A 25,305-nucleotide genomic window follows, 5' to 3' on the forward strand; every position below is an offset into this window, starting at 1 on the left:
GAGTGGGGCGGCCCCGCCGCCGGGCAGACAGTGCATCCCGCAGCAGAACGGCAGCGCAGAAACGGCCGGCCCGACGCCGCACGGCGTCGGGCCGGCCGGAAAGCCGCGTCGGTCAGCCCAGGTCGACGCTCGGGTAGAGCGGGAAACCGGCGAGCAGTTCGCCGGCCTGGCGGCTGACCTTGTCGGCCAGGGCCGGGTCGAGCACGTACTTGGCCTTGGAGGCGGTGCCGTCCGGGTTCGCGCCGGCGGTGGTCTGGCTCAGCACGGTGTGGATCAGCTCGGCCGTGGTGTCCATCTCCGCCGCGCCCAGCCCACGGGTGGTCAGCGCGGGCGTGCCGATCCGGATGCCAGAGGTGTACCAGGCGCCGTTCACGTCCTGCGGGACGGCGTTGCGGTTGGTGACGATGCCCGACTCCAGCAGCGCCTGCTCGGCCTGCCGGCCGGTCAGCCCGTAGCCGCTGACATCGATGAGCACCAGGTGGTTGTCGGTGCCGCCGGTGACCAGCTTGGCGCCCCGGCGCAGCAGGCCCTCGGCCAGCGCCTGGGCGTTGTCGACGATGCGCTGGGCGTAGTCGGCGAAGTCGGGCCGGCGGGCCTCGGCCAGCGCGACCGCCTTGGCGGCCATCACGTGCGGCAGCGGGCCGCCGAGCACCATCGGGCAGCCCCGGTCCACCTGCTCGGCCAGCTCCGGGCCGCAGAGCACCATGCCGCCGCGCGGGCCGCGCAGCGACTTGTGGGTGGTGGTGGTGACGATGTGCGCGTGCGGCACCGGGTCGAAGTCGCCGGTGAAGACCTTGCCCGCCACCAGGCCGGCGAAGTGGGCCATGTCGACCATGAAGGTCGCCCCGACCGAGTCGGCGATCTCCCGCATGATCCGGAAGTTCACCTTCCGCGGGTACGCCGAGTAGCCGGCGACCAGCACCAGCGGCCGGAACTCGCGGGCGGCCTCGGCGACCTTGTCGTAGTCGACCAGGCCGGTCGCCGGGTCGGTGCCGTAGCTGCGCTGGTCGAACATCTTGCCCGAGATGTTCGGCCGGAAGCCGTGGGTGAGGTGTCCACCGGCGTCCAGTGACATGCCGAGCATCCGCTGGTCACCCAGCTCCCGGCGGAGCGCGAACCAGTCGGCCTCGGTCAGGTCGTTGACGTGCCGGGCCTGCGCCCGCTTGAGCGCCGGCGCCTCCACCCGGTCGGCCAGGATCGCCCAGAACGCCACCAGGTTGGCGTCGATGCCCGAGTGCGGCTGCACGTACGCGTGGGCCGCGCCGAACAGCTCCCGGGCGTGCTCGGCAGCGAGGGCCTCGACGGTGTCGACGTTCTGGCAGCCGGCGTAGAACCGGCGGCCGACGGTGCCCTCGGCGTACTTGTCGCTGAACCAGTTGCCCATCGTCAGCAGGGTGGCCGGTGAGGCGTAGTTCTCGCTGGCGATCAGTTTGAGCGATTCGCGCTGGTCGACAAGCTCCGCACCGATCGCGTCGGCGACGCGCGGCTCGACGGAGCGGATGACCTCCAGTGCGCTGCGGAAGGCGGTGGACTCGGCGTTGGGCGACATGCGACCTCCAGTGGATGTGCGGAAGGCCCAGGCGCTCGGCGTGCGTCGTTGTGACGGGACCGCTTCCCGATGGTGCTCCATCCCCACGCGCCAGTCACGGCCCTCGCCGATCCTACCGGGTGCGACGTCGGCCGTCGGCGGGGTCCGGCGTCCCCCTCGGCCGCCGGACCCCGCCGACGATCACTTCACCGCGCGGTAGGCGTTGACGAGGCCGGCGCCGTGGAAACCGTTGCGCGTACCGCCCTGGCAGGTGGCCGTGTAGTCGGTCGCGCTCGGCAGCAGCGGAATCGGGTCGTACCCGCCGGCGGGGCAGGGCCGGGGCACGGCGGTGCGCTCCAGCAGCGCCGCCAGTTGCCCGGGGGTCATGCCCGGGCGAGCCGACAGGGCCAGCGCCGCGACGCCGGTGACGTGCGGACCGGACATCGAGGTGCCCTGCTTCCAACCCCAGCCGTCGATGCGGGTCACGGTGTTGAAGGTGGTCGACAGGATGGCGTCGGCGGTCGTCGGGGTCAGGCCCTGGGTGCGGATCCGGCTGTCGCCGCCGGGCGCGGTCACGTCGACGACCCCCTGACCGTATGACGAGTAGTAGCTCTTCTGCCCGGTCGGCCCGACCGCGGCGACGGTCACCACGCCCGGCGCCTGGGCGGGCAGCACCAGGCAGGCGCCGTTGACCTCGCGTACCTCCGGGGTGCCGTTGTTCGGGCTGCCCGAGTCGACGAACCGGTGCGCCAGGTCGTGGTTGGCGTTGCCGGCGGACGCGACGGTGAGCACACCCTTGCTCTGCGAGTAGCGGATGGCCCGCTGCACGGCCTGCCACACCGGGCGCTGGCGTGCGTCGTTGCGGCAGTTCAGCTCCCACGGGTCGAGGTAGTAGCTGTTGTTGGTCAGCTGCATCCCCTGCTCGGCCGCCCACATGAACCCGCAGACCGCGGCCTCCGGATAGATGTAGCCCTCGTTGTCGACGACCTTCACCGCGGCCACCTTGACGCCCGGTGCCACGCCGGTGACGCCGACGCCGTTGCGGGCGGCCGCGATGGTGCCGGCCACGTGGGTGCCGTGGTCGGAGGTGGTGGGGTTCCAGGCCGCTTCGGTGGTGTCCGCGACGCCACCGAGGCAGGAGGCGCTCTTGTCCCGGGCGAGCTGGCCGGCCAGGTCGGGGTGGCTGCTGGAGATGCCGCTGTCCAGCACGCCGACCACCACGTCGGCGCTGCCGGCGGTGACCGTGTGGGCCCGCGGCAGGTCGATCATCGGCATGTTCCATTGCTGGGCGAACAGCGGCTCGGTGCTCGGGTCGCCGCCGACGGCCGCCAACTCGGCCGCGGTCAGCTCGACGGTGTGACCCTCGTCGAGCACGGTGCCCAGGCCGGCGGTCGACGCCACGGACTCGACGCCCGCACCGGCGGTGTCGGCGACGAAGTCACGGTTGGCGGAGCGGACCACCAGCACGCCGATCTGCCGGTAGTCGGCGATCACCGTGCCGTCGGCGGCGGCCACCCGGGCCAGCGCCCGGTCGACCGTGGCGCCCTGCGGGGTGAGCACCAGGAAGGTGGCCTCGCCGCCATGGGCCTCGCCGCCGTCGACGGAGGCGGTGGCCGGGGCGGTGACAACGCTGGTGACGCCGGCGCCGAGTGCCACGGCGACCGCCACCGCGAGTGCCTTGCGGCCGAGCTTCTTCACACAGACTCCCCAGGGTACGACCCCGCCGTGCGGCACCCTCGTGCGGGCGGCCCGGCGGCGGCGGACGGGTTGCCCGCCCTCACGATCAGAAGCGTCCCGTCGATATGTGGCGTTACACCCCAGGACGTGCGCAGGTGGCAGCTGTCAGAGCAAGACGTCGGCCGTGCGGGGTGTGCCGGCCACCGTCAGGGGTACGCGACCGCAGACCCACCTGCTAGCTGGAGGTGAACCATGGCCACGATGGTGCGGGAGCCGGCCAGTCCGGTGAAGGACGACCACTACGACCTGCTGCACACCCTGCAGATGTCGCTGGAGCACGTCTGGAAGATGGAGAACTACATCGCCGACGCCGAGGCGCGCGGCGACAGCGAACTCGCCACCTGGTTCCGCGAGATCCAGGACGACCACCGCAAGATGGGCGAGCAGGGCAAGAAGCTGCTGAAGGCACGCCTTCAGCAGGAGAAGGTCTGATTCGGGCGGCGATGGCCGGGTGGTGTTGCGCCCCACCCGGCCATCGCCGCGCCTATGGTGATGTCCATGGCGAGTACGGCCGAGGAGATCCAGGTGGGGCGGCGGACGGTTCGCGTCTCCAGCCCGGACAAGCCGTACTTCCCCGAGCGTGGGCTGACCAAGCTGGACGTGGTGCGCTATTTCCTCGCCGTGGGTGACGGCATCCTGCGGGCGTTACGGGATCGACCGACCATGCTGGAACGGTGGCCACGGGGGGTGTTCGAGGGGGCGACCATCGCCACCCGGCAGGACAACCGGGGCGACGCCTTCTATCAGAAGCGGGTGCCGTCGGGCGCGCCCGACTGGGTGGGCACCGCGCACATCACCTTTCCCAGCGGTCGTACCGCCGACGAGGTCGCGCCGGGGGAGTTGGCGGTGGTGATCTGGGCGGTCAACCTGGGCACCCTGCGCTTTCACCCCTGGCCGGTGACCCGCGCCGACGTGGAGCGGCCCGACCAGCTGCGCATCGACCTGGACCCGATGCCCGGCGTCGGGTTCGACCAGGTGGTGCCGGTGGCGCACGAGGTGCACCGCTTCCTCGACGAGTTGGGTCTGACCGGCTACCCCAAGACCACCGGCGGCCGGGGCCTGCACGTCTACGTCCCGATCGAGCCCCGGTGGAGCTTCGGTGACTGCCGGCGCGCGGTGCTGGCGTTGGGGTGCGAGCTGCAACGGCGGCGCCCGGACCTGGTCACCACCACCTGGTGGCGCGAGCAGCGGGACCGGCCGGTTTTCATCGACTACAACCAGATGGCCCGCGACCACACGATGGCGTCGGCCTACTCGATCCGCCCCACCCCGCAGGCACTGGTCTCCGCGCCGCTGGACTGGGCCGAGCTGGACGACGTCCGGCCGGAGGACTTCGACGTGGTGAGCATGCCCGCCCGGTTCGCCGAACGCGGCGACCCGCACGCGGGACTGGACGAGGACCGGTTCTCGCTGGATCCGCTGTTGGCACTGGCCGACCGGGAGGGCCTCGCCGCGCCGCCGGAACGCTGAGCCCCGCTACGACCAGGGGCTGTTGACCCCGTCGTACTCCTCGAAGACCAGCCAGCTGCGGGTCGACAGCACCCCGGAGATGCGCTGGACCCGGTCCAACACCACGTCTCGCAGGGTGGCGTTGTCCGGGGCGCGGACCAGGGCCAGCACGTCGTGCTCGCCGCTGAGCAGCGCCACGTGCTCGACGTAGCGCACCTGCGCCAGCTCCGCCGACACCTCCCGCCAGGTGTTCTGCCGGATGGTCAACGCGATGTACGCCGAGGTGCCCAGGCCGGCCGGTTCCGGGGCGACCCGCGCGGCGAACCCGGTGATCACCCCGTCCCGGACCAGCCGCTCCACCCGGGCGTACGCGTTGGTCCGCGACACGTGCACCCGCTCGGCGAGGGTACGGATGGACATCCGGCCGTCGCGGGTCAACTCGTCGAGCAACCGCCGGTCCACCTCGTCCAGTTGTGCCGAACGTCCCGTGGCGCTCGTCACGGCCGGTCCGTTGACGGTCTCCTGGCCCATCGCAGCCTCCCCTCGGTGCCATTCATCCCGCGTTCACCAGGCATCTTGAGTCAATCATCCAACCAAAGGAGCATAGGGCCACCACACGTCCAGGAGGTTCGCCGTGACCACGACCCCCCAGGCGGCGCGCAGGGCATCCCCGCGAAAGCGCCGGCCGGCCACCCCGGCCGCACCGGACCCGTCCGCCGGCCTGATGCCGCAGGCCGAACCGGTCCGGTTGCTGAACTCCGACGGCACCCCGCTGCCGTCGCGCCCCGACTACCCCGAGCCGCCCGTCGAGGCGCTGCGCGAGATGTACCGGCGGATGGTGATCGGCCGCCGCTTCGACGCGCAGGCCACCGCGCTGACCAAGCAGGGCCGGCTGGCCGTCTACCCGTCCTCCCGGGGCCAGGAGGCCTGCCAGGTCGGCGGCGTCCTCGCGCTGCGCGACGACGACTGGGTGTTCCCCACCTACCGCGAGTCGATGGCGCTGACCGCCCGGGGCATCGACCCGGTCGAGGTGCTCACCCTGCTGCGCGGCGACTGGCACTGCGGGTACGACCCCACCGCGGTGCGCACCGCCCCGCAGTGCACCCCGCTGGCCACCCAGTGCGTGCACGCCGCCGGCCTGGCCTACGGCGAGTCGTACCAGGGTCGCGACACCGTCGCGCTCGTCTACATCGGTGACGGCGCCACCAGCGAGGGCGACTTCCACGAGGGCGTCAACTTCGCCGCCGTGTTCAAGGCGCCGGTCGTCTACTTCGTGCAGAACAACAGGTACGCGATCAGCGTCCCGCTGTCCCGGCAGACCGCCGCGCCGACCCTGGCCTACAAGGGCGTCGGCTACGGCGTACCCAGCGAGCAGGTCGACGGCAACGACCCGGTCGCGGTACTGGCGGTGCTGAACCGGGCCGTCGCGCACGCCCGGGCCGGCAAGGGGCCGTACCTGGTGGAGGCGCACACCTACCGGATGGAGCCGCACACCAACGCCGACGACCAGACCCGCTACCGCGACGCCGAGGAGGTCGAGGCCTGGCGCGAGCGTGACCCGATCACCCGGCTGGAGAGCTACCTGCGCGCCCGCGAGGTGCTCGACGACGCCGCCGTCGCCGAGATCGCCGAGGAGGCCGAGGCGTACGCGGCGCGGCTGCGCGAGCGGATGAACGTCCAGCCCACCGTCGACCCGCTCAGCCTCTTCGAGCACGTCTACGCCGAGCCCACCCCGCAACTGGTGGAGCAGCGGGAACAGGTACGCGCCGAGCTGGCCGCGACGCAGGAGGAGGACGCCTGATGGCCACCATGACGATGGCGAAGGCCCTCAACGCCGCCCTCGCCGACGCGATGCTCGACGACGAGCGGGTCGTCGTCTTCGGCGAGGACGTCGGGCAGCTGGGCGGGGTCTTCCGGATCACCGACGGCCTCCAGGCCCGCTTCGGTGACAAGCGCTGCTTCGACACCCCGTTGGCCGAGGCCGGCATCGTCGGGTTCGCCGTCGGACTGGCCATGTCCGGGCTGCGCCCGGTGGTCGAGATGCAGTTCGACGCGTTCGCGTACCCGGCGTTCGAGCAGATCGCCTCCCATGTGGCGAAGCTGCGCAACCGCACCCGTGGCGCGCTCAGCGTGCCGATGGTGATCCGGGTGCCGTACGCCGGAGGCATCGGTGGGGTGGAGCACCACTGTGACTCCTCCGAGGCGTACTACGCGCACACCCCGGGTCTGAAGGTGGTCACCCCGGCGACGGTCGCGGACGCGTACTCGCTGCTGCGGGAGGCGATCGACGACCCGGATCCGGTGGTCTTCATGGAGCCGAAGAAGCTCTACTTCGCCAGCGGCGAGGCGGACCCCTCGGCGCGTACCGAGCCGTTCGGTCGGGCGGTCGTACGCCGGCCCGGTCGCGACGCCACCCTTGTCGCGTACGGTCCGGCGGTGCCGGTCGCTCTGGAGGCCGCCGAGGCCGCCAAGGAGGAGGGCTGGGACCTGGAGGTCGTCGACGTCCGCACCATCGTGCCGTTCGACGACGCCACGATCGCCGCCTCGGTGCGGCGCACCGGCCGGTGCGTGGTGGTGCAGGAGGCGCAGGGCTTCGCCGGGGTGGGCGCGGAGATCGCCGCCCGGGTGCAGGAGCGCTGCTTCCACGCCCTGCACGCGCCGGTGCTGCGGGTGTCCGGGCTGGACATTCCGTACCCCGCGCCGATGCTGGAGCACACCCACCTGCCCTCGGTCGACCGGGTGCTCGACGCGGTGGCCCGACTGCAGTGGGACGACCAGCCGGACTCCCGGTGGCTGACCGACGGGGTGCCGGCATGAGCGAGCAGGTCTTCCTCCTACCCGACCTCGGTGAAGGGCTCGCCGAGGCGGAGATCGTGCAGTGGCGGGTCGCGGTCGGCGACGTGGTCACCGTGGACCAGACCGTGGTCGAGGTGGAGACCGCCAAGGCCGTCGTGGACGTGCCCTGCCCGTACGCCGGCCGGGTCGTGGCCCTGCACGGCGCGGAGGGTGAGGTGCGGCCGGTCGGCCAGCCGCTGATCACCGTGGTGGCGGACGGCGGGTCCGAACCGGTCGGGCACGCCGTCTACCGGGAGGAGGAGCGGGCCGGCTCCGGCAACGTCCTCATCGGGTACGGCACCGGACACGGCGGGGCACGCCGCCGTCGGCGGGCCCGCCCCGTCGCCCACGCCACCGCCTCGTCGGTCCCGGCGGCGGCTCCGGTCCCGGCGGCTGTGGCCCCAGCCCTGGCTCCGGCTCCGGTGGCGGCGCTCGCGTCGTCGCAGCCGGCCACGGCCCTGGTCATCTCGCCGATCGTGCGTCGCCTGGCCCGCGAGCGCGGGGTGGACCTGGCCACGGTACGCGGCAGCGGGCCCGGTGGGGTGATCCGGCGGGCGGACGTGGAGGCGGCGGCCGACGTCGCGATCTCGCCCGTTGCCGCTGCCTCGCCCGCCGAGCAGTCGGCGGCGCACGTCGGGCTGGCCCCGACCGGCGCGGGGGATCAGGTCATCCCGTTGACCGGCATCCGCAAGGCGATCGCCGACAAGCTCTCCCGCAGCCGCCGGGAGATCCCCGAGGTGACCATCTGGGTGGACGCCGACGCCACCGCCCTGCTGGCGACCCGGGCCGCGATCAACGCCGCGTACCCCGACCGGCCGGTGAGCATCCTGGCCCTGCTCGCCCGCATCTGCCTGTCCGGCCTGCGGCGCTACCCGCAGCTCAACGCCCGGGTCGACACCGAGGGACAACGGATCGTGCAGTCCACCGGAGTGCATCTGGGCATCGCCGCCCAGACCGACCGAGGTCTGCTGGTTCCGGTGCTGCGCGACGCCGACCGGCTGACCACCATGGAACTGGCCGCCGAGTTGGCCGTCACCACGCAGGCCGCCCGCGCCGGCGAGCTGCCACCGGCGCGGCTGACCGGGGGCACCTTCACGCTGAACAACTACGGCGTGTTCGGTGTCGACGGCTCCACGCCGATCATCAACCACCCGGAAGCGGCGCTGCTCGGGGTGGGCCGCATCGTCGACAAGCCGTGGGTGGTCGACGGTCAGCTCGCGGTCCGCAAGGTCACCCAGCTCAGCCTCACCTTCGACCATCGGGTCTGCGACGGCGGGGTGGCCGGCGGGTTCCTGCGGCATGTCGCCGACTGTGTCGAGCGGCCGGAAGCGCTCATCGCCGCCGTCTGAGTCCGGTACCCCACCACCCGCGCCCGGTGTCCCCTATCAGGGGACGCCGGGCGCGTTCGGCGGTCCGCCGACCGGAGGGCGCCGGTCGGTACGGGCCGGGACATTCGCGGCGGCACCGCCCGTTGCTGCGCTACCGGGTATCCCCGGGGCCGAGGCGGTGCGGAATTCGCGGAAGTGTCGGGGCCACGCTTTTCTTCGCTCTTTCCGAAATTGCAAAACAGTCGGTGTCCGGCAGAGAGAATGTGGCAGAGGACGGAGATAAACGGGGGGACGATCATCATGAGGTTCAGGCGGCGACTGACGCTGTTCGCGGTGACCGTCGCGGCGGCACCGTTGGCGTTGGGGGCATGCACCAGCGACCGCAGGCCCGGCCAGCAGCACGCCGAGGCGCGGGCCAAGCCGGAGGTGACCGTCACGCCGGCCGAGGGTAGCCGCGACGTGCCGATCAGCGGCGAGATCGGCACCGACGTCAAGCACGGCCGGGTGACCGCCGTCCGCATCACCGACGACAAGGGCGCCACTGTCGAGGCGGAGCCACGCGAGGACGGCACCGGATGGGTGCCGAGCAAGCCACTGGCGCCGAAGCGGACGTACACCGCGGAGGTGACCGTCACCGGTGACTCGGGGGACACGGTCACCCGTAAGACCACGTTCACCACTCAGCCGAAATCGTCGAAGCCGGCCATCAGCAGCGTGCTGTATTTCGCCGGCAATCGGACGTACGGTACCGCGATGCCGGTTACCGTCGCCTTCGACCCGCCCATTCCGAAAGAGGCGCGGGCGGATGTGCAGCGCCGATTGTTCGTGAAGACGGATCCGCCGCAGCCGGGCACCTGGTCCTGGGTGTCCGACGGCAGCCAGGTCTACTACCGGGCACCCGACTTCTGGCGACCGGGGACGACGATCAGCGTCCGGTCGGCCCTGGAGGGCCTGCCCATCGGCAAGGAACATGTCGGTGACACGGACAAGCGGGCCACCTCGAAGATCGGCCGGCAGGTCCAGTTGGAGATCGACAACGCGACCAAGCGGATGTCGGTCTTCCAGGACGGCAAGCTGCTGCGCAAGCTGCCGGTCAGTCTCGGCAAGCCGAGCACGCCGACCTCCAGCGGCAAGATGGTGATCATGGAGAAGCACGACTTCACCACCTTCGACACCCGGGGCTCGGCCGACCCGTACGTCGTCGACGTGGAGGACGCGCAACGGCTCACCTGGCGCGGTGAGTTCATCCACGGCGCTCCCTGGTCGGAGGGGGACCAGGGCTACACCAACGTGTCGCACGGGTGCACGAACCTGTCGGCGGCCAACGCCGACTGGCTGATGGGCGTCACCCAGGTCGGCGACCTGGTCACCGTCAAGGGCACCGAGGTCCCTCTCGACGAGGGCAACGGCTGGACCGCCTGGAACGTCAGCTGGGAGCAGTTCGCCAAGGGCAGCGCGTTGCCGGTGCCGGCCGGGCTGCAACCCACCCCGACCCAGGCGCCGGATCCGGGCGCGGTGGCCGGTGGCTCACCGGAGCCGGCACCGTCCGCCAGCGGCGGCTGAGGCGGCCGTACGCTCCGGGCCGGCTCGTCACGGGCCGGCCCGGATGCTGCCCGCGTCGGCGTACGGCACGGGCGCGGGGGATCCTCCCTAGGGTGGACCCGGTGGGTCTGCGGGTCATGCCCTGGATCTACCCGGAACCATCTCTGCGCAGGGTGAAAAGTGTCGGTGCCGCTGGATAGGTTCGACTCATGCGAGAGCGCGAGGAACGGTTCCACGTCGAGACCACGGTGTCGGGCGACGTGGTGTGCGTGCGCGTGGTGGGTGTGATCGACATCGCCACTGTCGGGGCGTTCCGGGCGGCGCTCTGGGCGGCACCGGCACGGTCGGAGCTGCGAGTGGATCTTTCCGAGGTCCGGCTGCTCTCCGCGGCCGGGGTGCGCGCGTTGATCGCGGCGCGGCTCTGGGTGCGCGCCCAGGGTGGCCAGTTGGTGCTGGTGGATCCGCCGCCCGTGGTCGACCGGGTGCTGCGCGCCACCGGTCTGCGCCGGGTCATCCCGATCGCCGAGGCGGCCCCTGACCGGATGCTCGCCGCCGTCTGCTGACCAACAGAGCGGCGGCGTCGGACACCGGGGGGGCGTCCGACGCCGCGGGCGCTGCCCTCAGCGCACGCCGAGCAGGTCGACCACGAAGACCAGGGTCTCGTTGGGCTTGATGACACCACCGGCGCCACGGCTGCCGTAGCCCAGGTGCGGGGGAATGGTCAGCTTGCGTCGGCCGCCGACCCGCATCCCCACCACGCCCTGGTCCCAGCCGGAGATGACCCGCCCGCCGCCGAGCGGGAACTCGAACGCCTCGCCGCGGTTCCAGGACGCGTCGAACTCCGCGCCGGTGGAGTGCGCCACCCCCACGTAGTGCACCCGTGCCACCTGGCCGGCCTGGGCCTCCGGGCCGTCGCCGACGGTGATGTCCTCGATCACGAGGTCGGCCGGCGGGGCTCCCTCGATCGGACCGATCTCGGGCTTGCTCGCTGCCTGGTTCATGCGAATTCTCCTGTGACGTCGGTTTCAGTCAGCACAATCCTGCCGGATGCTACGGCAAGCGGCGGGCGTCACCTGGTGGTGACGCCCGCCGCGCGGGGGGAGTTGAGTCAGGTCAGCGGAGCCAACCGAACCGCTGGACGATCGGCAGCCGGGCCCAGTTGCGACCCAGACCCCAGGTGTCACCGGCGTTGGTCACCGCGAGCAGGGCCAGCACACCGGCGTAGATCAGGTGGTCGTCCATGAACGGGTTGTTGGCGGGCAGCAGGGCGGCGGTCCACATCAGCACCAGCAGCAGGCCACCGGCCGCGGCGGCGACGCGTACCCCGATGCCGAGCATCAGCGCCGTGCCGATGGCCGCCAGGCCGATCATGAACAGCCAGTCCGCCCAGGCGGCGCCGGCGATGCTGTTGTAGAACCCCTGGAACGGGCCGGTGGCGCCGAAGGTCAGGAAGCCCTTGGTGGGGCTGCCACCGTTGATCCAGGCGCCCTTCGCCTCGGTGGCGAATCCCAGACCGAAGAGCTTGTCCAGGAAGGCCCAGAGGAAGATCCAGCCCAGGGCCAGGCGGAGCCCGCCGAGGAGGTAGCGGGTGGCGCGCTTGCGGGTGGTGCGCTCCTGGACGGTCGGGGCCCCGGGAGTCTTGGCGGTGGCGGTGTTCCGCTCCATCATCGCGGTCATCGTGTCCACGTCCCTTCTCTGCTTCGCACCGCTGTCCCGGTGACATCTCTATTGGACGCCGGTCGGGTAGGTGGTGTGCAGGGCCGACCAGGCCATGACCGGGCGGGACCTTAGACCCGCCCCGCCGGGACCTGGTGCGGGGACGACCCACCCGGGGCAGGGGGTGGGCATGATCGCCACCCTAGACTCGGGCGGTCGGCGGCAGGATGGGGTGGATGCGACGATGACCAGTGGCGATGACTCCTCGACGGCGACGATCCCGGCCGAGGTCGCGCGTGGTGACGTGCTGGTCCGGGCCGGGCAGCGGGTGCATGCCGGTCTGCGTCTGGCCGACCTGGTCCGGCGGCGTCCGACCGGCCTGACCGCACACCAGTGGAACATCGCCGGCCGGGAACGTCTCGACCTGGTGGTGTCCGCTGTGGACGGCGAACACGTCGAGTTCGCCGTCGAGTTCCGGCCGCCGTCGTCCGACCCGGCCGCCCGCCGCGTCGAGCGGGCCATCGCCGCGGTCACCGCCGCCGTCGGGCTGCCCGTGCTGCGGATCGTCTCGACCACCCTGAACGCGGCCGAACACGGGCCGGGGATCGTCACGTACCTGCTCGACGCCCGCCGGTACGCCGAGGGTGCCGCCGGGACCGAGGTGGCCGCCGTGGGCTTCCGTGACATCGTCGGCCGGCTGCCCGACGGCCGCACCGGACCGGTGAACGACCTGGGCGCGCTCGCTCGGGCGGACGCGGTCGAGGCGTACGTGGCCCGGCGGTTGGCCGACCCGATCCTGCGGGGACTGCACGTACGCTGGACGGCCGGCCCGGCCGAGGGCTGGGCCTGGGTCGAGGTACGCCCCGGGCAGTGCCTTGTGGAACGGGTGTCGCTGCACGCGCACCGCGTCTCCTGCGGCGTCGACCCCGCGCGACTCGCCGAGGATCTGGCCGCGCTCGCGGTCGGCGACCGGCTGCGCAAGCTGGACGCCGACATTCCGATATTGGTCGATCGTGCGGAACTGCTCGGTGACATTCGGCGACTACGGGAACGCCGTGACGAACTCGTCGACGGCTTCGCCTACGACCATCTCTGCCAGGCATGACGCCTGCCGGTCGACGCATCGACTGATCCGGCGTACCTGCGCCGAAAAAAACTCCGCCGACTTTGAACCCCCGTCGTGGCGGGTCCGTACCTCACCGGGAATGGACAGGATCTCCCCGACCCGCACCGACAGGCGCGGGAGACGGTGCGGAAAGGGCATCGTCGTTAGTCGACGTGCCATCGGCGCGTTCGGATGTCCGCCGGGCGTGCCACCACGATTCCGTTCGGTCCGTCGAGTCACGAATCAGGTACCGGATCGAGAAGGAGAGCAATTCGATGCGCAGGTCCCCCCGGTCGCGCCGACCATCCGGTAACACGCGGACGAAGCGACTGCTGGCCATCGGTGCCACGCTCGCCGTATTCGGCGGTGTGGTCGCCGTGACCCAGATCTCATCGGCCGGTGACCGACGGCCGCACAAGCAGACCCGTCCGGTGGCGGCCGAATGCGTCGCGCCGAGCCCTGGCGCCACCGCGCCGGCCGCTCGTGGTGCCACCACCACCCGCACCTTCCAGAACGGCCGTTGGGTGACCAACCACTGGGGTGACGGACAGCAGACCATCGAGGAATGCCAGGAGACCCGCAGCGGCGGTGGCGCGGCCACCGGCTCGCTCGCCGTGGCCTGCCCGGACGTGGTCAGCCGGCTGCCGCAGGTGCCGGACCGGGCGCGCGCCGAGGTGGACCGTAACCTGGCCCTGCTGCAGACCCAGATCACCGAGGCCGACCAGCGACTCGCCGCCGAGGGCAACAAGGGTCAGGGCTTCGTCAACAACGCCATCCTGGGCCCGCTGGCCAGCAAGCGACGCGCCACGCTCGACCGGATCACCATCGCCATCGACCGGTTCGGCCCCCGGCCGCGCGGCCTGGCCGACCTCGCCAGGTGCCAGGCGCGGCCGGTCAACAACAACAACGGTGGCAACCCCGACAACGGCAACCCCAACAACGGCGGTGGCAACAACAACGGCGGCAACAACAACGGCGGCAACAACGGTGGGAACAACGGGGGCAACCCGAACGGCCTCGACGTGCTGGCGAACAACTGCAACAACAGCCGGTTGCAGCCGCACGACGGCTTCCAGAACGGCAACCGCTGCATCAGCACCGCCTTCGGTGAGGTCGGCGCGGCAGCCAACAACCCGTCGCTGTTGATCACCGAGTTCCCGCAGCAGATCAACCGCAACCAGGGCTTCGCCATCCGGGTGAGCACCCGCAACCTGGTCCGGGACCGCTTCCTGCCGGCCGGGCAGGGCGGCTACTACCTGGAGAGTTCGCTGCTCAACGGTGAAGGACTGACCCGTGGTCACTTCCACACCGCGTGCCGGATGTTGAACAACACCGACGAGGCGCCCGCGCCGGAACCGGTGCCTGCCTTCTTCGTCGCCACCGAGGACGGCGGCGGCGGTCGTCAGCCGGACAGCGTGGTTATCCAGATTCCGGGCCTGCCGGAGTCGGGTACCGCGCAGTGCGCGGTCTGGGCCGGTGACGGCTCGCACCGTATCCCAATGTCGGAGCGGGCGAACCAGACTCCCGCCTTCGACGCGGTACGGATTCAGGTCAACTGATTCGGTGAACTGACTCGGCAACGACCAGGGCCGCCCGGGAGGACTTCCTCCGGGCGGCCCTGGTCGTGGAAAGAGCGCACGCGGTGAGTTGCCGCGGGCGATCGCTGTTCAGCGGTTCTTGTACGCCTCGACGACCTCGACGGGGATGCGACCCCGCTCGGAAATCTTGTAACCGTTGCTGATCGCCCATTCGCGGATGGCGCGGTTCTGCTCACGGTTCATTCCCGGAGTCGCCGGGCCGGCGACGCGGCGAACGCTGCGGGTGGTGTCGGTGCCACGCCCGAGTCTGCGGCCGGCATTGATAAACGGGTCCAGCGCCTTGCGGAGGACGCCCGCGTTCTCGTCGGAGACATCGATGGTGTACGCCACGCCATCCAGGCTGAACTCGACCGTCCGGTCGGCTTTTCCGCCGTCGAGGTCGTCAGTCAGCACCGTGATTACTTTTCTCGCCATCGTTGATTACTCCCTGTGTGTGGCGGGGTGTGGTCAAAGTTTGACGTATGCCCAGCCAATTGCGCAACAAAAGCACCCCTTGTTGCGCGTCGCGTTTTGCGGTTCATCGAAATCCCGATTTGGCGACCTTGCTTCCAGTAGTGGTGTCAGCGCCCGGTGGTGGTCACATCCGCCCGCTCTAAGTGTCCTGGATCACATCACGGAACAATGAGCGCTCCTCGCGACTTGAGCCTGACACGCTCAACTCAATGGGATAGCAGGTGTTCGATGGCAACTCTTCCGGTACTTCCACTGACCGACGCCGTACTGCTGCCCGGCATGGTCATCCCGGTGACCCTCGACCCGACCACGCAGGCCGCGGTCGACGCGGCCCGTGCCACCGGCGACCACAAGCTGCTCGCCGTGCCCCGCCTGGACGGCGAGTACGGCTCCGTCGGCGCGATCGCCACCATCGAGAAGGTCGGCCGGCTGCCCAGCGGCGAACCGGCCGCCGTGATCCGCGGCATGGCCCGTGCCCGCATCGGCTCCGGGGTGCCCGGTCCCGGCGCGGCGCTCTGGGTCGAGGCGTCCGAGATCGACGAACCCGCCCCGGCCGGTAAGGCCCGGGAACTGGCCCGCGAGTACCGCGCCCTGGTCACCTCCGTGCTCCAGCAACGCGGCGCGTGGCAGGTCATCGACGCGGTGGAGCGGATGACCGACCTCGGCGAGCTGGCCGACTCGGCCGGCTACGCGCCCTGGCTCAGCCTGACGCAGAAGACCGAACTGCTCGCCGCACCGGACGTCACCACGCGGCTGGAACTGCTCGTCGGCTGGGTGAAGGAGCACCTGGCCGAGCAGGAGGTCACCGAGCAGATCAACTCCGAGGTACGCGAAGAGCTGGAGAAGACGCAGCGGGAGTTCCTGCTGCGCCAGCAGCTTGCCGCGATCCGCAAGGAACTCGGCGAGGACGCCCCGGACGGCTCGGCCGACTACCGGGCCCGCGTCGAGACCGCCGACCTGCCCGAGAAGGTACGCGAGGCGGCGCTGCGTGAGGTCGGCAAGCTGGAGCGGGCCAGCGACGCCTCCCCCGAGGCGGGCTGGATCCGTACCTGGCTCGACACGGTGCTGGAGATGCCGTGGAGCACGCGTACCGAGGACAACACCGATCTGACCGCGGCGCGGGCGGTGCTCGACGCCGACCACGCCGGTCTGTCCGATGTGAAAGATCGCATTCTGGAATATCTGGCGGTGCGCAACCGACGGGCCGAGCGTGACCTCGGCGTGATCGGCGGTCGCGGCTCCGGCGCGGTGCTGGCCCTGGCAGGTCCGCCCGGTGTCGGCAAGACCAGCCTCGGCGAATCCGTCGCCCGGGCGCTCGGCCGCCGCTTCGTCCGGGTCTCCCTCGGCGGCATCCGCGACGAGGCGGAGATCCGCGGTCACCGGCGCACCTACGTCGGCGCGCTGCCGGGCCGGATCGTCCGGGCGCTGCGCGAGGCGGGCTCGATGAACCCGGTGGTGCTGCTCGACGAGGTCGACAAGCTCTCCGCGGGGTACGCGGGCGACCCGGCCGCCGCCCTGCTGGAGGTGCTCGACCCGGCGCAGAACCACACCTTCCGGGACCACTACCTGGAGGTCGACCTCGACCTGTCCGACGTGCTGTTCCTGGCCACCGCCAACGTGGTGGAGGCGATTCCCGGCCCGCTGCTGGACCGAATGGAACTGGTCACCCTGGACGGTTACACCGAGGACGAGAAGGTGGCCATCGCCCGGGACCACCTGCTGCCCCGGCAGCGGGAGCGGGCCGGGCTGACCGCCGACGAGGTCGACGTGGACCCCTCGGCGCTGGGTCGCATCGCGGGGGAGTACACCCGGGAGGCCGGCGTACGGCAGCTGGAACGGGCGCTTGCGAAGATCATGCGCAAGGTCGCGGTGGCGCTCACCGACGATGCGGCACCGGTCCGCGTCGACGCCGAGAACCTGGTCCGCTACCTCGGCCGGCCGAAGCACACGCCGGAGTCGGCGGAGCGTACGGCGGTGCCGGGGGTGGCCACCGGCCTGGCGGTCACCGGTGCCGGGGGAGACGTGCTGTTCATCGAGGCGACCAGCATGGAGGGTGATCCCGGACTGACCCTGACCGGTCAGCTCGGTGACGTGATGAAGGAGTCGGCGCACATCGCCCTGTCCTACCTGCGGGCCAACGGTCGCCGGCTGGGCCTGGACCCCAACGCCCTGGCCGGACGGCGGATCCACCTGCACGTGCCGGCCGGCGCGGTGCCCAAGGACGGCCCCAGCGCGGGTATCACCATGGTCACCGCCCTGGCGTCGTTGGCCAGCGGACGCCCGGTACGCCCCGAGTTCGGGATGACCGGCGAGGTGACGCTCTCCGGCCGGGTACTGCCCATCGGTGGGGTGAAGCAGAAGCTGCTCGCCGCCCACCGGGCCGGCCTGACCGAGGTGATCATCCCGGCCCGCAACGAGCCGGACCTCGACGACCTGCCCACCGAGGTCCGGGAGGCGCTGACCGTGCACACCCTGGCCGACGTCGCCGACGTCCTCGCCCTGGCCCTGCGCCCGGCCGACGCCGACACCCTCATCACCCCCAACCTCACCCCCGCCTGAGGTGTAAGGAAGGGCACCTTGTTAACGCATTCTGCATAGCAGGGTGCCCCTGTTAACAACGGGCAAGCCACGGGCACCTGTGCCGCCACGCAAGGCGGCACAGGTGCCCGTATGTCGTTGCGCGTGGGGTGAGAAGGGTTCCCTTCTATACGCGAGGCGTTAACAAGGTGCCCTTCCTTGCACGCACCCCGACTCGCCTCAGTGGCGGTCGTCGCGGTCGCGGCGGACGGTGGCCTTGCGGCCCTTGATGGTGCTGCCGCGCAATCCGGCGATCACCTCGTCGGCGACGGCGATCGGCACCTCGACCAGGGAGAACCGGTCGGCGATCTCGATCGAGCCGATGTCGCGGCCCCGGATGCCGGTCTCCCCGGTGATCGCGCCGACCAGGTCCTGCGGGCGCACCCCGGCACGGCGGCCCAGACCGATGAAGACCTGGGTGGTGCCGTTGGCGCGGGGCCGGGCCGGGCGGCGGTCGCCGCCGCGGGCGTCGGCACCGGGCCGGGTCTCCCGGGGGGCGCGGACCGCCACCTGCGGGATCTCCTCGGCGGCCTCCTCGGCGCCGGGCAGGGTCGCCTCGTGGGCCAGCTTGACCGCGGCCAGCGCCACCTCCATCAGGTCGAACTCGTCGCTGAGCGTCTCGACGATGACCCGGAACGGATCGAGGTCGTCCTCCAGCAGGCTCTCCCGCAGCGCCGCCTGGGTCAGCTCCAGCCGGCGGGTACGCAGGTCGGCCACCGTCGGGATCTTGTCGATGGTGATCCGCTGACCGGTGACCCGCTCGATGGTCTTGAGCATCCGGTGTTCGCGCGGCTCGGCGAGGGTGATCGCCACCCCTTCCCGCCCGGCCCGGCCGACCCGGCCGATGCGGTGCACGTACGACTCCGGGGCCGACGGCACGTCGTAGTTGACCACGTGGCTGAGCTGCTCGACGTCCAGCCCTCGGGCCGCCACGTCGGTGGCGACCAGCAGGTCGGCGGTGCCACCGCGCAGCCGGCCCATCACCCGGTCGCGCTGTTCCTGGCTCATCCCGCCGTGCAGCGCCTCGGCCCGGTAGCCGCGCCCGTTCATCGTCTCGGTGAGCCGGTCGACCTCTTCCCGGCTGCGGCAGAACACGATCGCCGCGGTCGGCGACTCGACGTCCAGCACCCGGCCCAGCGCCGCCGGCTTGTGCGCCCGCGCCACCAGGTACGCGCTCTGGCGTACCCGGGGGGCCTCGCCGGCCACCGGCTGCTCCCGGGCGATGAGAATGCGGACCGGGTCGGTCAGGTGGGCGCGGGCCATCCCGTCGATGCGCGACGGCATGGTCGCCGAGAACAGCACCGTCTGCCGCTGCTCGGGGGTGTGCTCCAGGATCGCCTCGATGTCCTCGGCGAAACCCATGTCGAGCATCTCGTCGGCCTCGTCCAGCACCACCGTGGCGAGGTTGCCCAGCCGCAGTGTGCCGCGGGCGATGTGGTCCAGGGCCCGGCCCGGCGTGGCGACCACCACGTCGACCCCGTTGTCCAGGGCGCGCAACTGCCGGCCGATCGGCTGTCCGCCGTAGATCGGCAGCACCCGGGCACCGAGATCCTTGCCGTAGCGGTGGAAGGCCTCGGAGACCTGTACGGCCAGCTCCCGCGTGGGCACCAGCACCAGGGCGACCGGGTCGCCGGTGGGTCGCTCGTCGGGCATGCGTTGCAGCAGCGGAAGCGCGAACGCGGCCGTCTTGCCGGTGCCCGTGGCGGCCTGCCCGAGCAGGTCCCGACCGGCCAGCAGCGGACCGATGGCCTCCCGCTGGATCGGCGTGGGCTCCTCGTAGCCGAGCGCGGAGAGCGCGGCGAGCAGTTCGGAACGCAGGCCAAGGTCCGCGAAGGCGGGCGGCTCGGTGGACGGGTCCGGCAGTACGGGCGTGGAACTCATGGGTCAAGTTTTTCATCATGCCCCCGGGCGCATTGCGGCGACCACCGCAACACCGCCAACGACCGGCGGCGATAAGACCGGTGCGAACCCCTTCGGGGAAAATGGGAGGATTGCTCGGACTCATCCCGCAACGTGTGGTTACTGTCGGCAACAGGCGAACCCACACCGGGAGAGAGGACCCGACCATGCGAGTGCCCAGTCGAAGTCCGGGACAGCGGCCTGGTCCTCCTGCCGCACCGGCCCGGCGTCGCCCGCGTGGCCCGGCACGGCCGCCGGCCGCGGTCGGTCCCGACCTGGACGCCTACCGCGACGCCGTGGCGGAACTGCTCGTCGAGGTGGGTGCGCTCGCGTCGGCCAGCAGCACCAAGGCCCGCCAGGTGCTGATCGACCAGCGGCTGCGCGAGCCGACCATCGCCGCGGTGCTCGACGCCACGCCCCAGGGACTGATCGGCGCCCGGGAGACCCTGCTGCTGGAGATGGCCCGATACCAGCCCAACGCGCGCAGCTCGGCCGCGGACCTGACCGCCCTGGTACGGATCTACCTGCTGTCCCGCATCGACGTGATGTGGTGGCGGGACGCGGGCACCTTCCTCACCGACACCGAGGTCCACCACAGCGTCGACCTGGTCGACCTGGACTGGCTGCGGCGTCGGGACCTGCTGCGTTTCCGCTACACCGAGCAGCCCCGCAGCCTGGTGGGACGGGGCGTACGCGCACTGCGCCGCCGGGTGCTGCCCGACGCCACTCCGCGTACCGCCGGTCTGTTGTTCCGCCGGGCGCGCCGGGAGGTGGTCGCGCTGCTCAACGACATCGGTCGCGAGTTCGCCGCGGTGACCCCGGCGGGCACCCCGCCACTGTGGGTGACCAGCCTGGTGCGCAGTGCCGAGCACCAGTACCGGCTGCGCCGCCTGGGTTACGCCGCGATGGTGCCCAGCGGACACTGCCTCGGTTGGGCGGTCGACCTGGAGATGGAGTGGTTCGGCCGGTTCGGCGTCCGGGACACCCTCGCCGGGCTCCTGTTGAACCGCCAGCGCTCCGGCGAGATCAACGTGGTCGACGAGGGTCAGGCCTGGCACGTCTGTCTGGCACCGACCGCGACCGCGCGACTGCGCCGGGCGTACGAAGCCGAGATGGGGATCTGACGCGATGTGCGGGATCGTACTCAGCCTCGGCCCGGAGACCGATCCGGTGATCTTCCGCCGGATGCTCGCCGTGCTCGCCCCCCGTGGCGAGGTCACCGAGACCCGGTACGAGGCGGGCCTGCTCGCCGGCACCCGGCGGCTGCGGGTGGTGGACCGTGACCGGGCGGTGCAGCCGTGGGTCTCCGCCGACGAACGCTGGCTGCTCTGCTACAACGGCGAGGTCTTCAACCACCACCAGCTGCGCGCGCAGCTGACCGGGCTGGGCCACCGCTTCCGCAGCGCCAGCGACACCGAGGTGGTGCTCGCCGCCTTCGCGCAGTGGGGCGAGCAGATGGTCACCCGGCTGCGCGGCGAGTACGCGTTCGCCATCGTGGAGCGGGCCACCGGCCGGGCCTACCTGGTGCGGGATCCGCTCGGGGTGAAGCCGCTGTACCTGTCGCGTACGCCTGGCTGTCTGCACCTCGCCAGCGAGGTCAAGGCGCTGGTCCGGGCGGGCGCACCGGTGGTCGAGGTGCCGCCCGGCCACCACGGTTGGATCGACGCCGACCACCAGGTCGACCTGCGACCGTACGTGGACCTGCTCTCCCTCGGTGCCGATGCGCCGATGGTGACGGATCCGGACGAGGCCGCCCTGCTCGTCCGTACCACGCTCACCGACAGCATCCAGGTGCGGCTGGACACCGACCTCACGGTGGGTGTGGTGCTCTCCGGCGGGCTGGACAGCTCCCTGGTGCTGCTGCATGCCGCGCAGCGGCACCCGGACTGCGTCGCGGTCACCGTCGGCGTGCCGGACAGCCCCGACGTGGCGTACGCGCGGCGACTGGCCGGGGAACTCGGCGTCCGGCACGAGGTGGTCGAGCTGCGACCCCGAGACATCCGGCTGGCCGACGTGCGGGAGGCGATCCGGATCTCCGAGCTGACCGAGTACGGCGACATCATCAACGCGGTGGTCTCGGTGCCCATCTTCCGACGCCTGGCCGAGTTGGGCGTCAAGGTCGTGCTCACCGGCGACGGCTCGGACGAGCTGTTCGGCGGCTACCCGATGTATCACGAGGTCGGCCCCCAGGCGGCGCGGCGGCTGTTCCTGCACAAGATCCGCAACCTCTGTCGTACGGAGTTGCAGCGCGTCGACCGCACCAGCATGGGCTTCGGGGTGGAGGCCCGGGTGCCCTTCCTCGACCTGGCTCTCGTCGAGTTGGCGATGCGCCTGCCGATCGAGTTGAAGATGCGTGAGGGACAGGAGAAGTGGATCGTCCGGCGGGCCTTCGCCGACCTGCTGCCCGACTACATCCGGCGGCGGCCGAAGAACCCGATGTCGTACTCCTCCGGGTTGCACGAGCGGGCCCGGCTGTACAAGCCGCTGTTCGCCCGGCTGCACCGCACGTTCGGCTACCACCTGTTGGAGCCGGTCCGCCGCGACTTCGACAGTGTCCTGATGAGCTGCGACAACGACCTGGACGCGGCGATCGCCGCCGGCCGGGCGCGGCGGGACTACACCGTGCTGGAACACGCCCGCGACCTGGTCGGCGCGGCCCGGTGGAACGCCGCCCCGATGGTGCGTCGGCTGGTCACTCCGCGCCGCAACCGAGGCGACGGCGCCCCACTGCCCGGCTGACGCCCCCGTCCGCGCGTCTCAACTCTCCTCGTCGGCGACGGTGGCGGTCCGGATCCGACTGACCAGTTGCTCCAGGGCGGCCACCTCGGCGCGCAGCGCGGTGCGGCCCGCCCGGGTCAGCCGCAACCAGGTGACCGGGCGGCGTCCCTCGTAGCCCTTGGTGGCCTGGAGCAGCCCGGCCTGCTCCAGGATCCGCAGGTGCCGGTTGAGGTTGCCGTCGGTGAGGCCCAGTTCGTCGCGGAGCGTGGCGAACCGGCACTCGGTCGCCTCGCTGAGCACGGTGAGGATGCCGAGGCGTACCCGCTGGTGCACCACGTCGTCGAGGGTCGTCGCCGGGTGCGGCGACGACCCGGCGTCCGGGGCGCCGGAGGATGGCTCGGTCACCTGGGGCGGCGGGCCGTCGCCAGGTTCACGGCGGCGACGACCAGCAGGGGAAGGGCCATCAGGACAAGATAGTGGGCCGGTCGCAGCGACAGTTGGCCACCGGCACCACCACCGCCGATGAGCACGCTGGCCCAGCCGGGCAGGTGCCCGAGCGGGAACGAGGTGCACAGCCAGGCGGTGAGCGCGGCGATCCAGATGCCGGCGGCGACCAGGCCACGGCTGTGTTCGGCCCGGCCCAGCACGATGACGGCCGCGGCCAGGGGGAGCAGCGGGGTCAGCAGGCCGGTCCAGTACGGGCCGGAGGCGGAGACCAGGCCGTCCGGAACCGGACCGACCGGCACCGCAGCGAGCACGGCGAGCAGCACCAGGACGCCGAGCCCGGTGACAGTGGCCGACGGCCACCCGACCCGTACGCCGTGACGGCGGGCCCGCCACGCGTACCAGAGCGCGATGACGGCGAACAGCAACGGTGTGCCGAGGAACCAGAACAGGTAGGACGCCACCGGGCTGACCTGCTCGTCGGGCAGTCCCGCCCAGAACGGGTGCTTCGCGTCGATCGAGTAGGGCCGGGTCAGTGGGTGGCGGTAGAGGGCGGCGCTGGCCAGCAGCAGTACGGCGAAGCCGAGGGCCGGAAGCCAGGCCCCGCCATGGGCCCGCCGGTGTGCCCGCTCGCGCAGTCGACCGAGGGCGGCGAGGGTCATGGCCGCGTCGTCGGCGTTTCCCTGAACCATGTGTCACTCCCACCTGCTGCCATTGACTCGGTCATGGAGAGAACTTTGCAACGCAAAGTCTATGGGTCGGTGAGGGTCGAGAACAAGGACTGGGCAGGTTCAGCCGGTGAGCAGCAGGGCGCCGACCGCCGCCAGGGTGCCGAGCACCGCCAGCACGGTGCTGGTCAGCAGGAACCGCGCCAGCGGCACCCGTACCCGCGCGGCCCGGCATCGTTCCAGCCACAGCAGGGTGGCCAGGGAGGCCCAGGGCAGGGCCAGCGGGCCGACGTTGGTGCCGACCAGCAGCGCGAGCAGGCGTTGCCGGTCGCCGGTCGGCAGCACCGCCTCGCCGGCCAGGTACGCGGGCAGGTTGTTCACCAGGTTGGCCAGCAGTGCGCCGGTGCCGCCGGCACGCAGCACCCCCGAGGTACCCCCCTCGTCACCGGCGAGCCAGGCGACCAGGTCGTTGAGCCCGTGCACGCCGATGGTCTGGATCACCAGGAACAGCCCGGTGACGAAGACCAGCAGCCGCCAGGGCAGCAGAGCCGGGCGCAACGTGCCGGGGGAGCGGATCGCGAAGCCGAGCAGCAGCAGGCCGGTGGCGACGGCCGAGGCGAGCCCGACCGGCGCCCCGAGAAGGATCGCGGCGACGAAGATCAGACAGGCGACGAGGGCCGTGCGGTACAGCACCGCGTCGGTGGGTCGGTGCGTCGGTGGTGGCGGGAACCGGCCGTCCGGCGGTTGGTCCCGCCGCCACCAGAACCACCAGAGCAGGACGGTGGTGACCGCGATCGCCGCCAGTTGGGGCAGCCACATGACGCCCAGGTACGCCAGCGGGTCGAGCCCGATCCGTTCGCTGGCCAGCAGGTTCGTCAGGTTGGACACCGGCAGCAGCAGGCTCGCCGTGTTGGCCAGCCAGACCGTGGTCACCGCCAGCGGTGCCACCGCGGTGCGCAGCGTCACCGCCAGCGCGAGCATCACCGGGGTGAGCAGCACCGCCGTGGTGTCCAGGTTGAGCACGATGGTGGTCAGCGCGGCGAAGCCGACGCAGAGCGCGAACAGCGCGGGCCAGCGCCCTCGGGCGGCGCGGGCCATCCGGGTCGCCAGCACGTCGAAGACGCCGGCGGCGGCGGTCAGTTCGGCGAGCACCACCACCGTGCCGAGGAAGATCAGCAGGGGCAGGATCCGGGCGAGGGTGGCGGCGGCGTCGGCGCGGGGCAGCAGCCCGGTCGCGACACAGGCGGCACCGGCCAGCGCCAGCCCGACGGCGATCACGTCCAGCGGGTGCGGCCAGCGGCCAGGTGGTGTCGGGGCGTCCCCGATGGCGGTCACGGCCGGCCATCCTCGCACGCCCGCGCTGCCTCGCCGGCGGCGGAGCCGGCCGAGGTGACGGCGGCGGCACCGGGGGGACGAAACGCGCCGCCGGCCGGCGCCACCTGCGGTCAGGCGCCGGCCGGCGGTCTGGCTGACGGTCAGCCGGCCGGTGGGTAGGGGTCGTCCTGGTAGGTGTACTCCGTCTCGATGCGGCCGTCGGCGGTGTGCACCACGAGCTGACTGGGCTCGCTGCCGTGGGCCGCCTCGCGCCCGGCGGAGACCGCGCGGTGCTTCGTGTCGTACGTGCCGACCGTGGTGCCGCCCTGCTCGACCTTCCAGCCACCACCGTCGGGCACGACGTGATACTCGGTGCGCGTCATCTCGGCATCCCTTCCTGGTACCAGAGGTGCCGACGAGGTACCCGGGACGCGAGGGACAAAACGCGACAGTG

The 25,305-nt window shown here is 71.7% G+C and carries 23 protein-coding genes and 1 riboswitch; of the genes, 12 read left to right on the forward strand and 11 right to left on the reverse strand.

The features are described from left to right. Window positions 1-112: 112 nt before the first annotated feature. Complete coding sequence (locus EG812_RS03720) at window positions 113-1,549, reverse strand: glycine hydroxymethyltransferase (RefSeq protein ID WP_126710743.1); 1,437 nt, start codon at window positions 1,547-1,549, stop codon at window positions 113-115. Window positions 1,550-1,567: 18 nt separating this feature from the next. Continuing rightward, a riboswitch (ZMP/ZTP riboswitch) is annotated at window positions 1,568-1,657 on the reverse strand. Between the two features lie 72 nt (window positions 1,658-1,729). Then, entirely contained in the window at window positions 1,730-3,226 is a 1,497-nt protein-coding gene (locus tag EG812_RS03725) for a S8 family peptidase (protein WP_126710744.1), read from the reverse strand. Between the two features lie 231 nt (window positions 3,227-3,457). Here EG812_RS03725 and EG812_RS03730 point away from each other — a divergent pair, with 231 nt between their 5' ends. Further along, window positions 3,458-3,697, forward strand: coding sequence for a hypothetical protein (locus tag EG812_RS03730; protein WP_013734494.1), 240 nt, complete (start codon window positions 3,458-3,460; stop codon window positions 3,695-3,697). A gap of 66 nt (window positions 3,698-3,763) precedes the next feature. Then, window positions 3,764-4,735, forward strand: a complete 972-nt coding sequence (locus tag EG812_RS03735) for a DNA polymerase domain-containing protein (protein ID WP_126710745.1) — start codon at window positions 3,764-3,766, stop codon at window positions 4,733-4,735. Window positions 4,736-4,741: 6 nt separating this feature from the next. Here the strand turns inward: EG812_RS03735 and EG812_RS03740 are convergent, their stop codons facing one another. Beyond that, a complete protein-coding gene (locus EG812_RS03740) occupies window positions 4,742-5,245 on the reverse strand; it encodes an Lrp/AsnC family transcriptional regulator (RefSeq protein ID WP_013734492.1) in 504 nt (167 codons plus the stop codon). Between the two features lie 103 nt (window positions 5,246-5,348). On the opposite strand from EG812_RS03740, the gene pdhA reads away from it, so the two are divergent. The 5 genes from pdhA (at window position 5,349) to EG812_RS03765 (ending at window position 10,982) form a co-directional block, all read left to right on the forward strand. Further along, window positions 5,349-6,515 (forward strand): pyruvate dehydrogenase (acetyl-transferring) E1 component subunit alpha, encoded by a 1,167-nt coding sequence (gene pdhA / locus EG812_RS03745; protein ID WP_013734491.1) that lies wholly within the window; start codon window positions 5,349-5,351, stop codon window positions 6,513-6,515. After that, a complete protein-coding gene (locus tag EG812_RS03750; RefSeq protein ID WP_013734490.1) occupies window positions 6,515-7,531 on the forward strand; it encodes an alpha-ketoacid dehydrogenase subunit beta in 1,017 nt (338 codons plus the stop codon). The genes pdhA and EG812_RS03750 overlap by 1 nt, the downstream gene beginning before the upstream one ends. Further along, on the forward strand, window positions 7,528-8,898 hold the full coding sequence (locus EG812_RS03755) for a dihydrolipoamide acetyltransferase family protein (protein WP_126710746.1): 1,371 nt from the start codon (window positions 7,528-7,530) through the stop codon (window positions 8,896-8,898). Before EG812_RS03750 ends, EG812_RS03755 begins: the two co-directional genes overlap by 4 nt. A gap of 279 nt (window positions 8,899-9,177) precedes the next feature. Continuing rightward, entirely contained in the window at window positions 9,178-10,440 is a 1,263-nt protein-coding gene (locus tag EG812_RS03760; RefSeq protein ID WP_126710747.1) for a L,D-transpeptidase, read from the forward strand. A 188-nt stretch (window positions 10,441-10,628) separates the two neighbouring features. Then, window positions 10,629-10,982, forward strand: coding sequence for an STAS domain-containing protein (locus EG812_RS03765; protein WP_126710748.1), 354 nt, complete (start codon window positions 10,629-10,631; stop codon window positions 10,980-10,982). Window positions 10,983-11,039: 57 nt separating this feature from the next. Here EG812_RS03765 and EG812_RS03770 read toward each other — a convergent pair whose 3' ends face one another. Both EG812_RS03770 and EG812_RS03775 read right to left on the reverse strand, forming a co-directional pair. After that, window positions 11,040-11,420, reverse strand: coding sequence for an FKBP-type peptidyl-prolyl cis-trans isomerase (locus EG812_RS03770; protein WP_013734486.1), 381 nt, complete (start codon window positions 11,418-11,420; stop codon window positions 11,040-11,042). 112 nt (window positions 11,421-11,532) lie between these two features. Then, window positions 11,533-12,084: a hypothetical protein gene (locus EG812_RS03775; protein ID WP_081476289.1), complete on the reverse strand. Its 552-nt coding sequence runs from the start codon at window positions 12,082-12,084 to the stop codon at window positions 11,533-11,535. Window positions 12,085-12,319: 235 nt separating this feature from the next. On the opposite strand from EG812_RS03775, the gene EG812_RS03780 reads away from it, so the two are divergent. Continuing rightward, window positions 12,320-13,180, forward strand: coding sequence for a hypothetical protein (locus tag EG812_RS03780; RefSeq protein ID WP_126710749.1), 861 nt, complete (start codon window positions 12,320-12,322; stop codon window positions 13,178-13,180). Window positions 13,181-13,455: 275 nt separating this feature from the next. Next, window positions 13,456-14,739 carry a hypothetical protein gene (locus EG812_RS03785; protein WP_126710750.1) on the forward strand — a complete coding sequence of 428 codons (1,284 nt, stop codon included), beginning with the start codon at window positions 13,456-13,458 and terminating at the stop codon, window positions 14,737-14,739. Window positions 14,740-14,847: 108 nt separating this feature from the next. Here EG812_RS03785 and EG812_RS03790 read toward each other — a convergent pair whose 3' ends face one another. Continuing rightward, entirely contained in the window at window positions 14,848-15,192 is a 345-nt protein-coding gene (locus EG812_RS03790) for a histone-like nucleoid-structuring protein Lsr2 (RefSeq protein ID WP_043721267.1), read from the reverse strand. A 267-nt stretch (window positions 15,193-15,459) separates the two neighbouring features. Here EG812_RS03790 and lon point away from each other — a divergent pair, with 267 nt between their 5' ends. Continuing rightward, window positions 15,460-17,790, forward strand: coding sequence for an endopeptidase La (gene lon, locus EG812_RS03795; RefSeq protein WP_126710751.1), 2,331 nt, complete (start codon window positions 15,460-15,462; stop codon window positions 17,788-17,790). Window positions 17,791-17,988: 198 nt separating this feature from the next. Here the strand turns inward: lon and EG812_RS03800 are convergent, their stop codons facing one another. Next, on the reverse strand, window positions 17,989-19,689 hold the full coding sequence (locus EG812_RS03800; RefSeq protein WP_013734480.1) for a DEAD/DEAH box helicase: 1,701 nt from the start codon (window positions 19,687-19,689) through the stop codon (window positions 17,989-17,991). A 185-nt stretch (window positions 19,690-19,874) separates the two neighbouring features. Here EG812_RS03800 and EG812_RS03805 point away from each other — a divergent pair, with 185 nt between their 5' ends. Both EG812_RS03805 and EG812_RS03810 read left to right on the forward strand, forming a co-directional pair. Continuing rightward, window positions 19,875-20,831: a DUF5715 family protein gene (locus tag EG812_RS03805; protein ID WP_043721264.1), complete on the forward strand. Its 957-nt coding sequence runs from the start codon at window positions 19,875-19,877 to the stop codon at window positions 20,829-20,831. Between the two features lie 4 nt (window positions 20,832-20,835). Then, complete coding sequence (locus EG812_RS03810) at window positions 20,836-22,446, forward strand: asparagine synthetase B family protein (RefSeq protein ID WP_126710752.1); 1,611 nt, start codon at window positions 20,836-20,838, stop codon at window positions 22,444-22,446. A gap of 18 nt (window positions 22,447-22,464) precedes the next feature. Here the strand turns inward: EG812_RS03810 and EG812_RS03815 are convergent, their stop codons facing one another. The 4 genes from EG812_RS03815 to EG812_RS03830 all read right to left on the reverse strand — a co-directional run bounded on the left by EG812_RS03815 (window position 22,465) and on the right by EG812_RS03830 (window position 25,234). Then, window positions 22,465-22,830: a winged helix-turn-helix domain-containing protein gene (locus EG812_RS03815; protein ID WP_013734477.1), complete on the reverse strand. Its 366-nt coding sequence runs from the start codon at window positions 22,828-22,830 to the stop codon at window positions 22,465-22,467. Continuing rightward, complete coding sequence (locus EG812_RS03820; RefSeq protein ID WP_126710753.1) at window positions 22,827-23,561, reverse strand: hypothetical protein; 735 nt, start codon at window positions 23,559-23,561, stop codon at window positions 22,827-22,829. Before EG812_RS03820 ends, EG812_RS03815 begins: the two co-directional genes overlap by 4 nt. 99 nt (window positions 23,562-23,660) lie before the next feature. Then, the gene (locus EG812_RS03825) at window positions 23,661-24,872 is read right to left on the reverse strand and encodes an ArsB/NhaD family transporter (protein WP_126710754.1); all 1,212 of its coding nucleotides are present in this window, start codon (window positions 24,870-24,872) and stop codon (window positions 23,661-23,663) included. 140 nt (window positions 24,873-25,012) lie between these two features. Next, the gene (locus EG812_RS03830; RefSeq protein ID WP_102656327.1) at window positions 25,013-25,234 is read right to left on the reverse strand and encodes a DUF2188 domain-containing protein; all 222 of its coding nucleotides are present in this window, start codon (window positions 25,232-25,234) and stop codon (window positions 25,013-25,015) included. Between the last annotated feature and the right edge of the window lie 71 nt (window positions 25,235-25,305).

This window comes from Verrucosispora sp. FIM060022, assembly GCF_003977705.1.
GTDB classification, from domain to species: Bacteria; Actinomycetota; Actinomycetes; order Mycobacteriales; family Micromonosporaceae; genus Micromonospora; species Micromonospora gifhornensis.

Coding starts and splice junctions, on each gene's coding strand:
- EG812_RS03800 (WP_013734480.1), bottom strand. CDS start 19,689: ATGAGTTCCACGCCCGTACTGCCGGACCCGTCCACCGAGCCGCCCGCC.
- EG812_RS03760 (WP_126710747.1), top strand. CDS start 9,178: ATGAGGTTCAGGCGGCGACTGACGCTGTTCGCGGTGACCGTCGCGGCG.
- EG812_RS03810 (WP_126710752.1), top strand. CDS start 20,836: ATGTGCGGGATCGTACTCAGCCTCGGCCCGGAGACCGATCCGGTGATC.
- EG812_RS03785 (WP_126710750.1), top strand. CDS start 13,456: ATGCGCAGGTCCCCCCGGTCGCGCCGACCATCCGGTAACACGCGGACG.
- EG812_RS03750 (WP_013734490.1), top strand. CDS start 6,515: ATGGCCACCATGACGATGGCGAAGGCCCTCAACGCCGCCCTCGCCGAC.
- EG812_RS03820 (WP_126710753.1), bottom strand. CDS start 23,561: ATGGTTCAGGGAAACGCCGACGACGCGGCCATGACCCTCGCCGCCCTC.
- EG812_RS03780 (WP_126710749.1), top strand. CDS start 12,320: ATGACCAGTGGCGATGACTCCTCGACGGCGACGATCCCGGCCGAGGTC.
- EG812_RS03775 (WP_081476289.1), bottom strand. CDS start 12,084: ATGGAGCGGAACACCGCCACCGCCAAGACTCCCGGGGCCCCGACCGTC.
- EG812_RS03755 (WP_126710746.1), top strand. CDS start 7,528: ATGAGCGAGCAGGTCTTCCTCCTACCCGACCTCGGTGAAGGGCTCGCC.
- EG812_RS03805 (WP_043721264.1), top strand. CDS start 19,875: ATGCGAGTGCCCAGTCGAAGTCCGGGACAGCGGCCTGGTCCTCCTGCC.
- EG812_RS03770 (WP_013734486.1), bottom strand. CDS start 11,420: ATGAACCAGGCAGCGAGCAAGCCCGAGATCGGTCCGATCGAGGGAGCC.
- EG812_RS03735 (WP_126710745.1), top strand. CDS start 3,764: ATGGCGAGTACGGCCGAGGAGATCCAGGTGGGGCGGCGGACGGTTCGC.
- EG812_RS03765 (WP_126710748.1), top strand. CDS start 10,629: ATGCGAGAGCGCGAGGAACGGTTCCACGTCGAGACCACGGTGTCGGGC.
- EG812_RS03720 (WP_126710743.1), bottom strand. CDS start 1,549: ATGTCGCCCAACGCCGAGTCCACCGCCTTCCGCAGCGCACTGGAGGTC.
- lon (WP_126710751.1), top strand. CDS start 15,460: ATGGCAACTCTTCCGGTACTTCCACTGACCGACGCCGTACTGCTGCCC.
- EG812_RS03740 (WP_013734492.1), bottom strand. CDS start 5,245: ATGGGCCAGGAGACCGTCAACGGACCGGCCGTGACGAGCGCCACGGGA.
- EG812_RS03790 (WP_043721267.1), bottom strand. CDS start 15,192: ATGGCGAGAAAAGTAATCACGGTGCTGACTGACGACCTCGACGGCGGA.
- EG812_RS03830 (WP_102656327.1), bottom strand. CDS start 25,234: ATGACGCGCACCGAGTATCACGTCGTGCCCGACGGTGGTGGCTGGAAG.
- EG812_RS03730 (WP_013734494.1), top strand. CDS start 3,458: ATGGCCACGATGGTGCGGGAGCCGGCCAGTCCGGTGAAGGACGACCAC.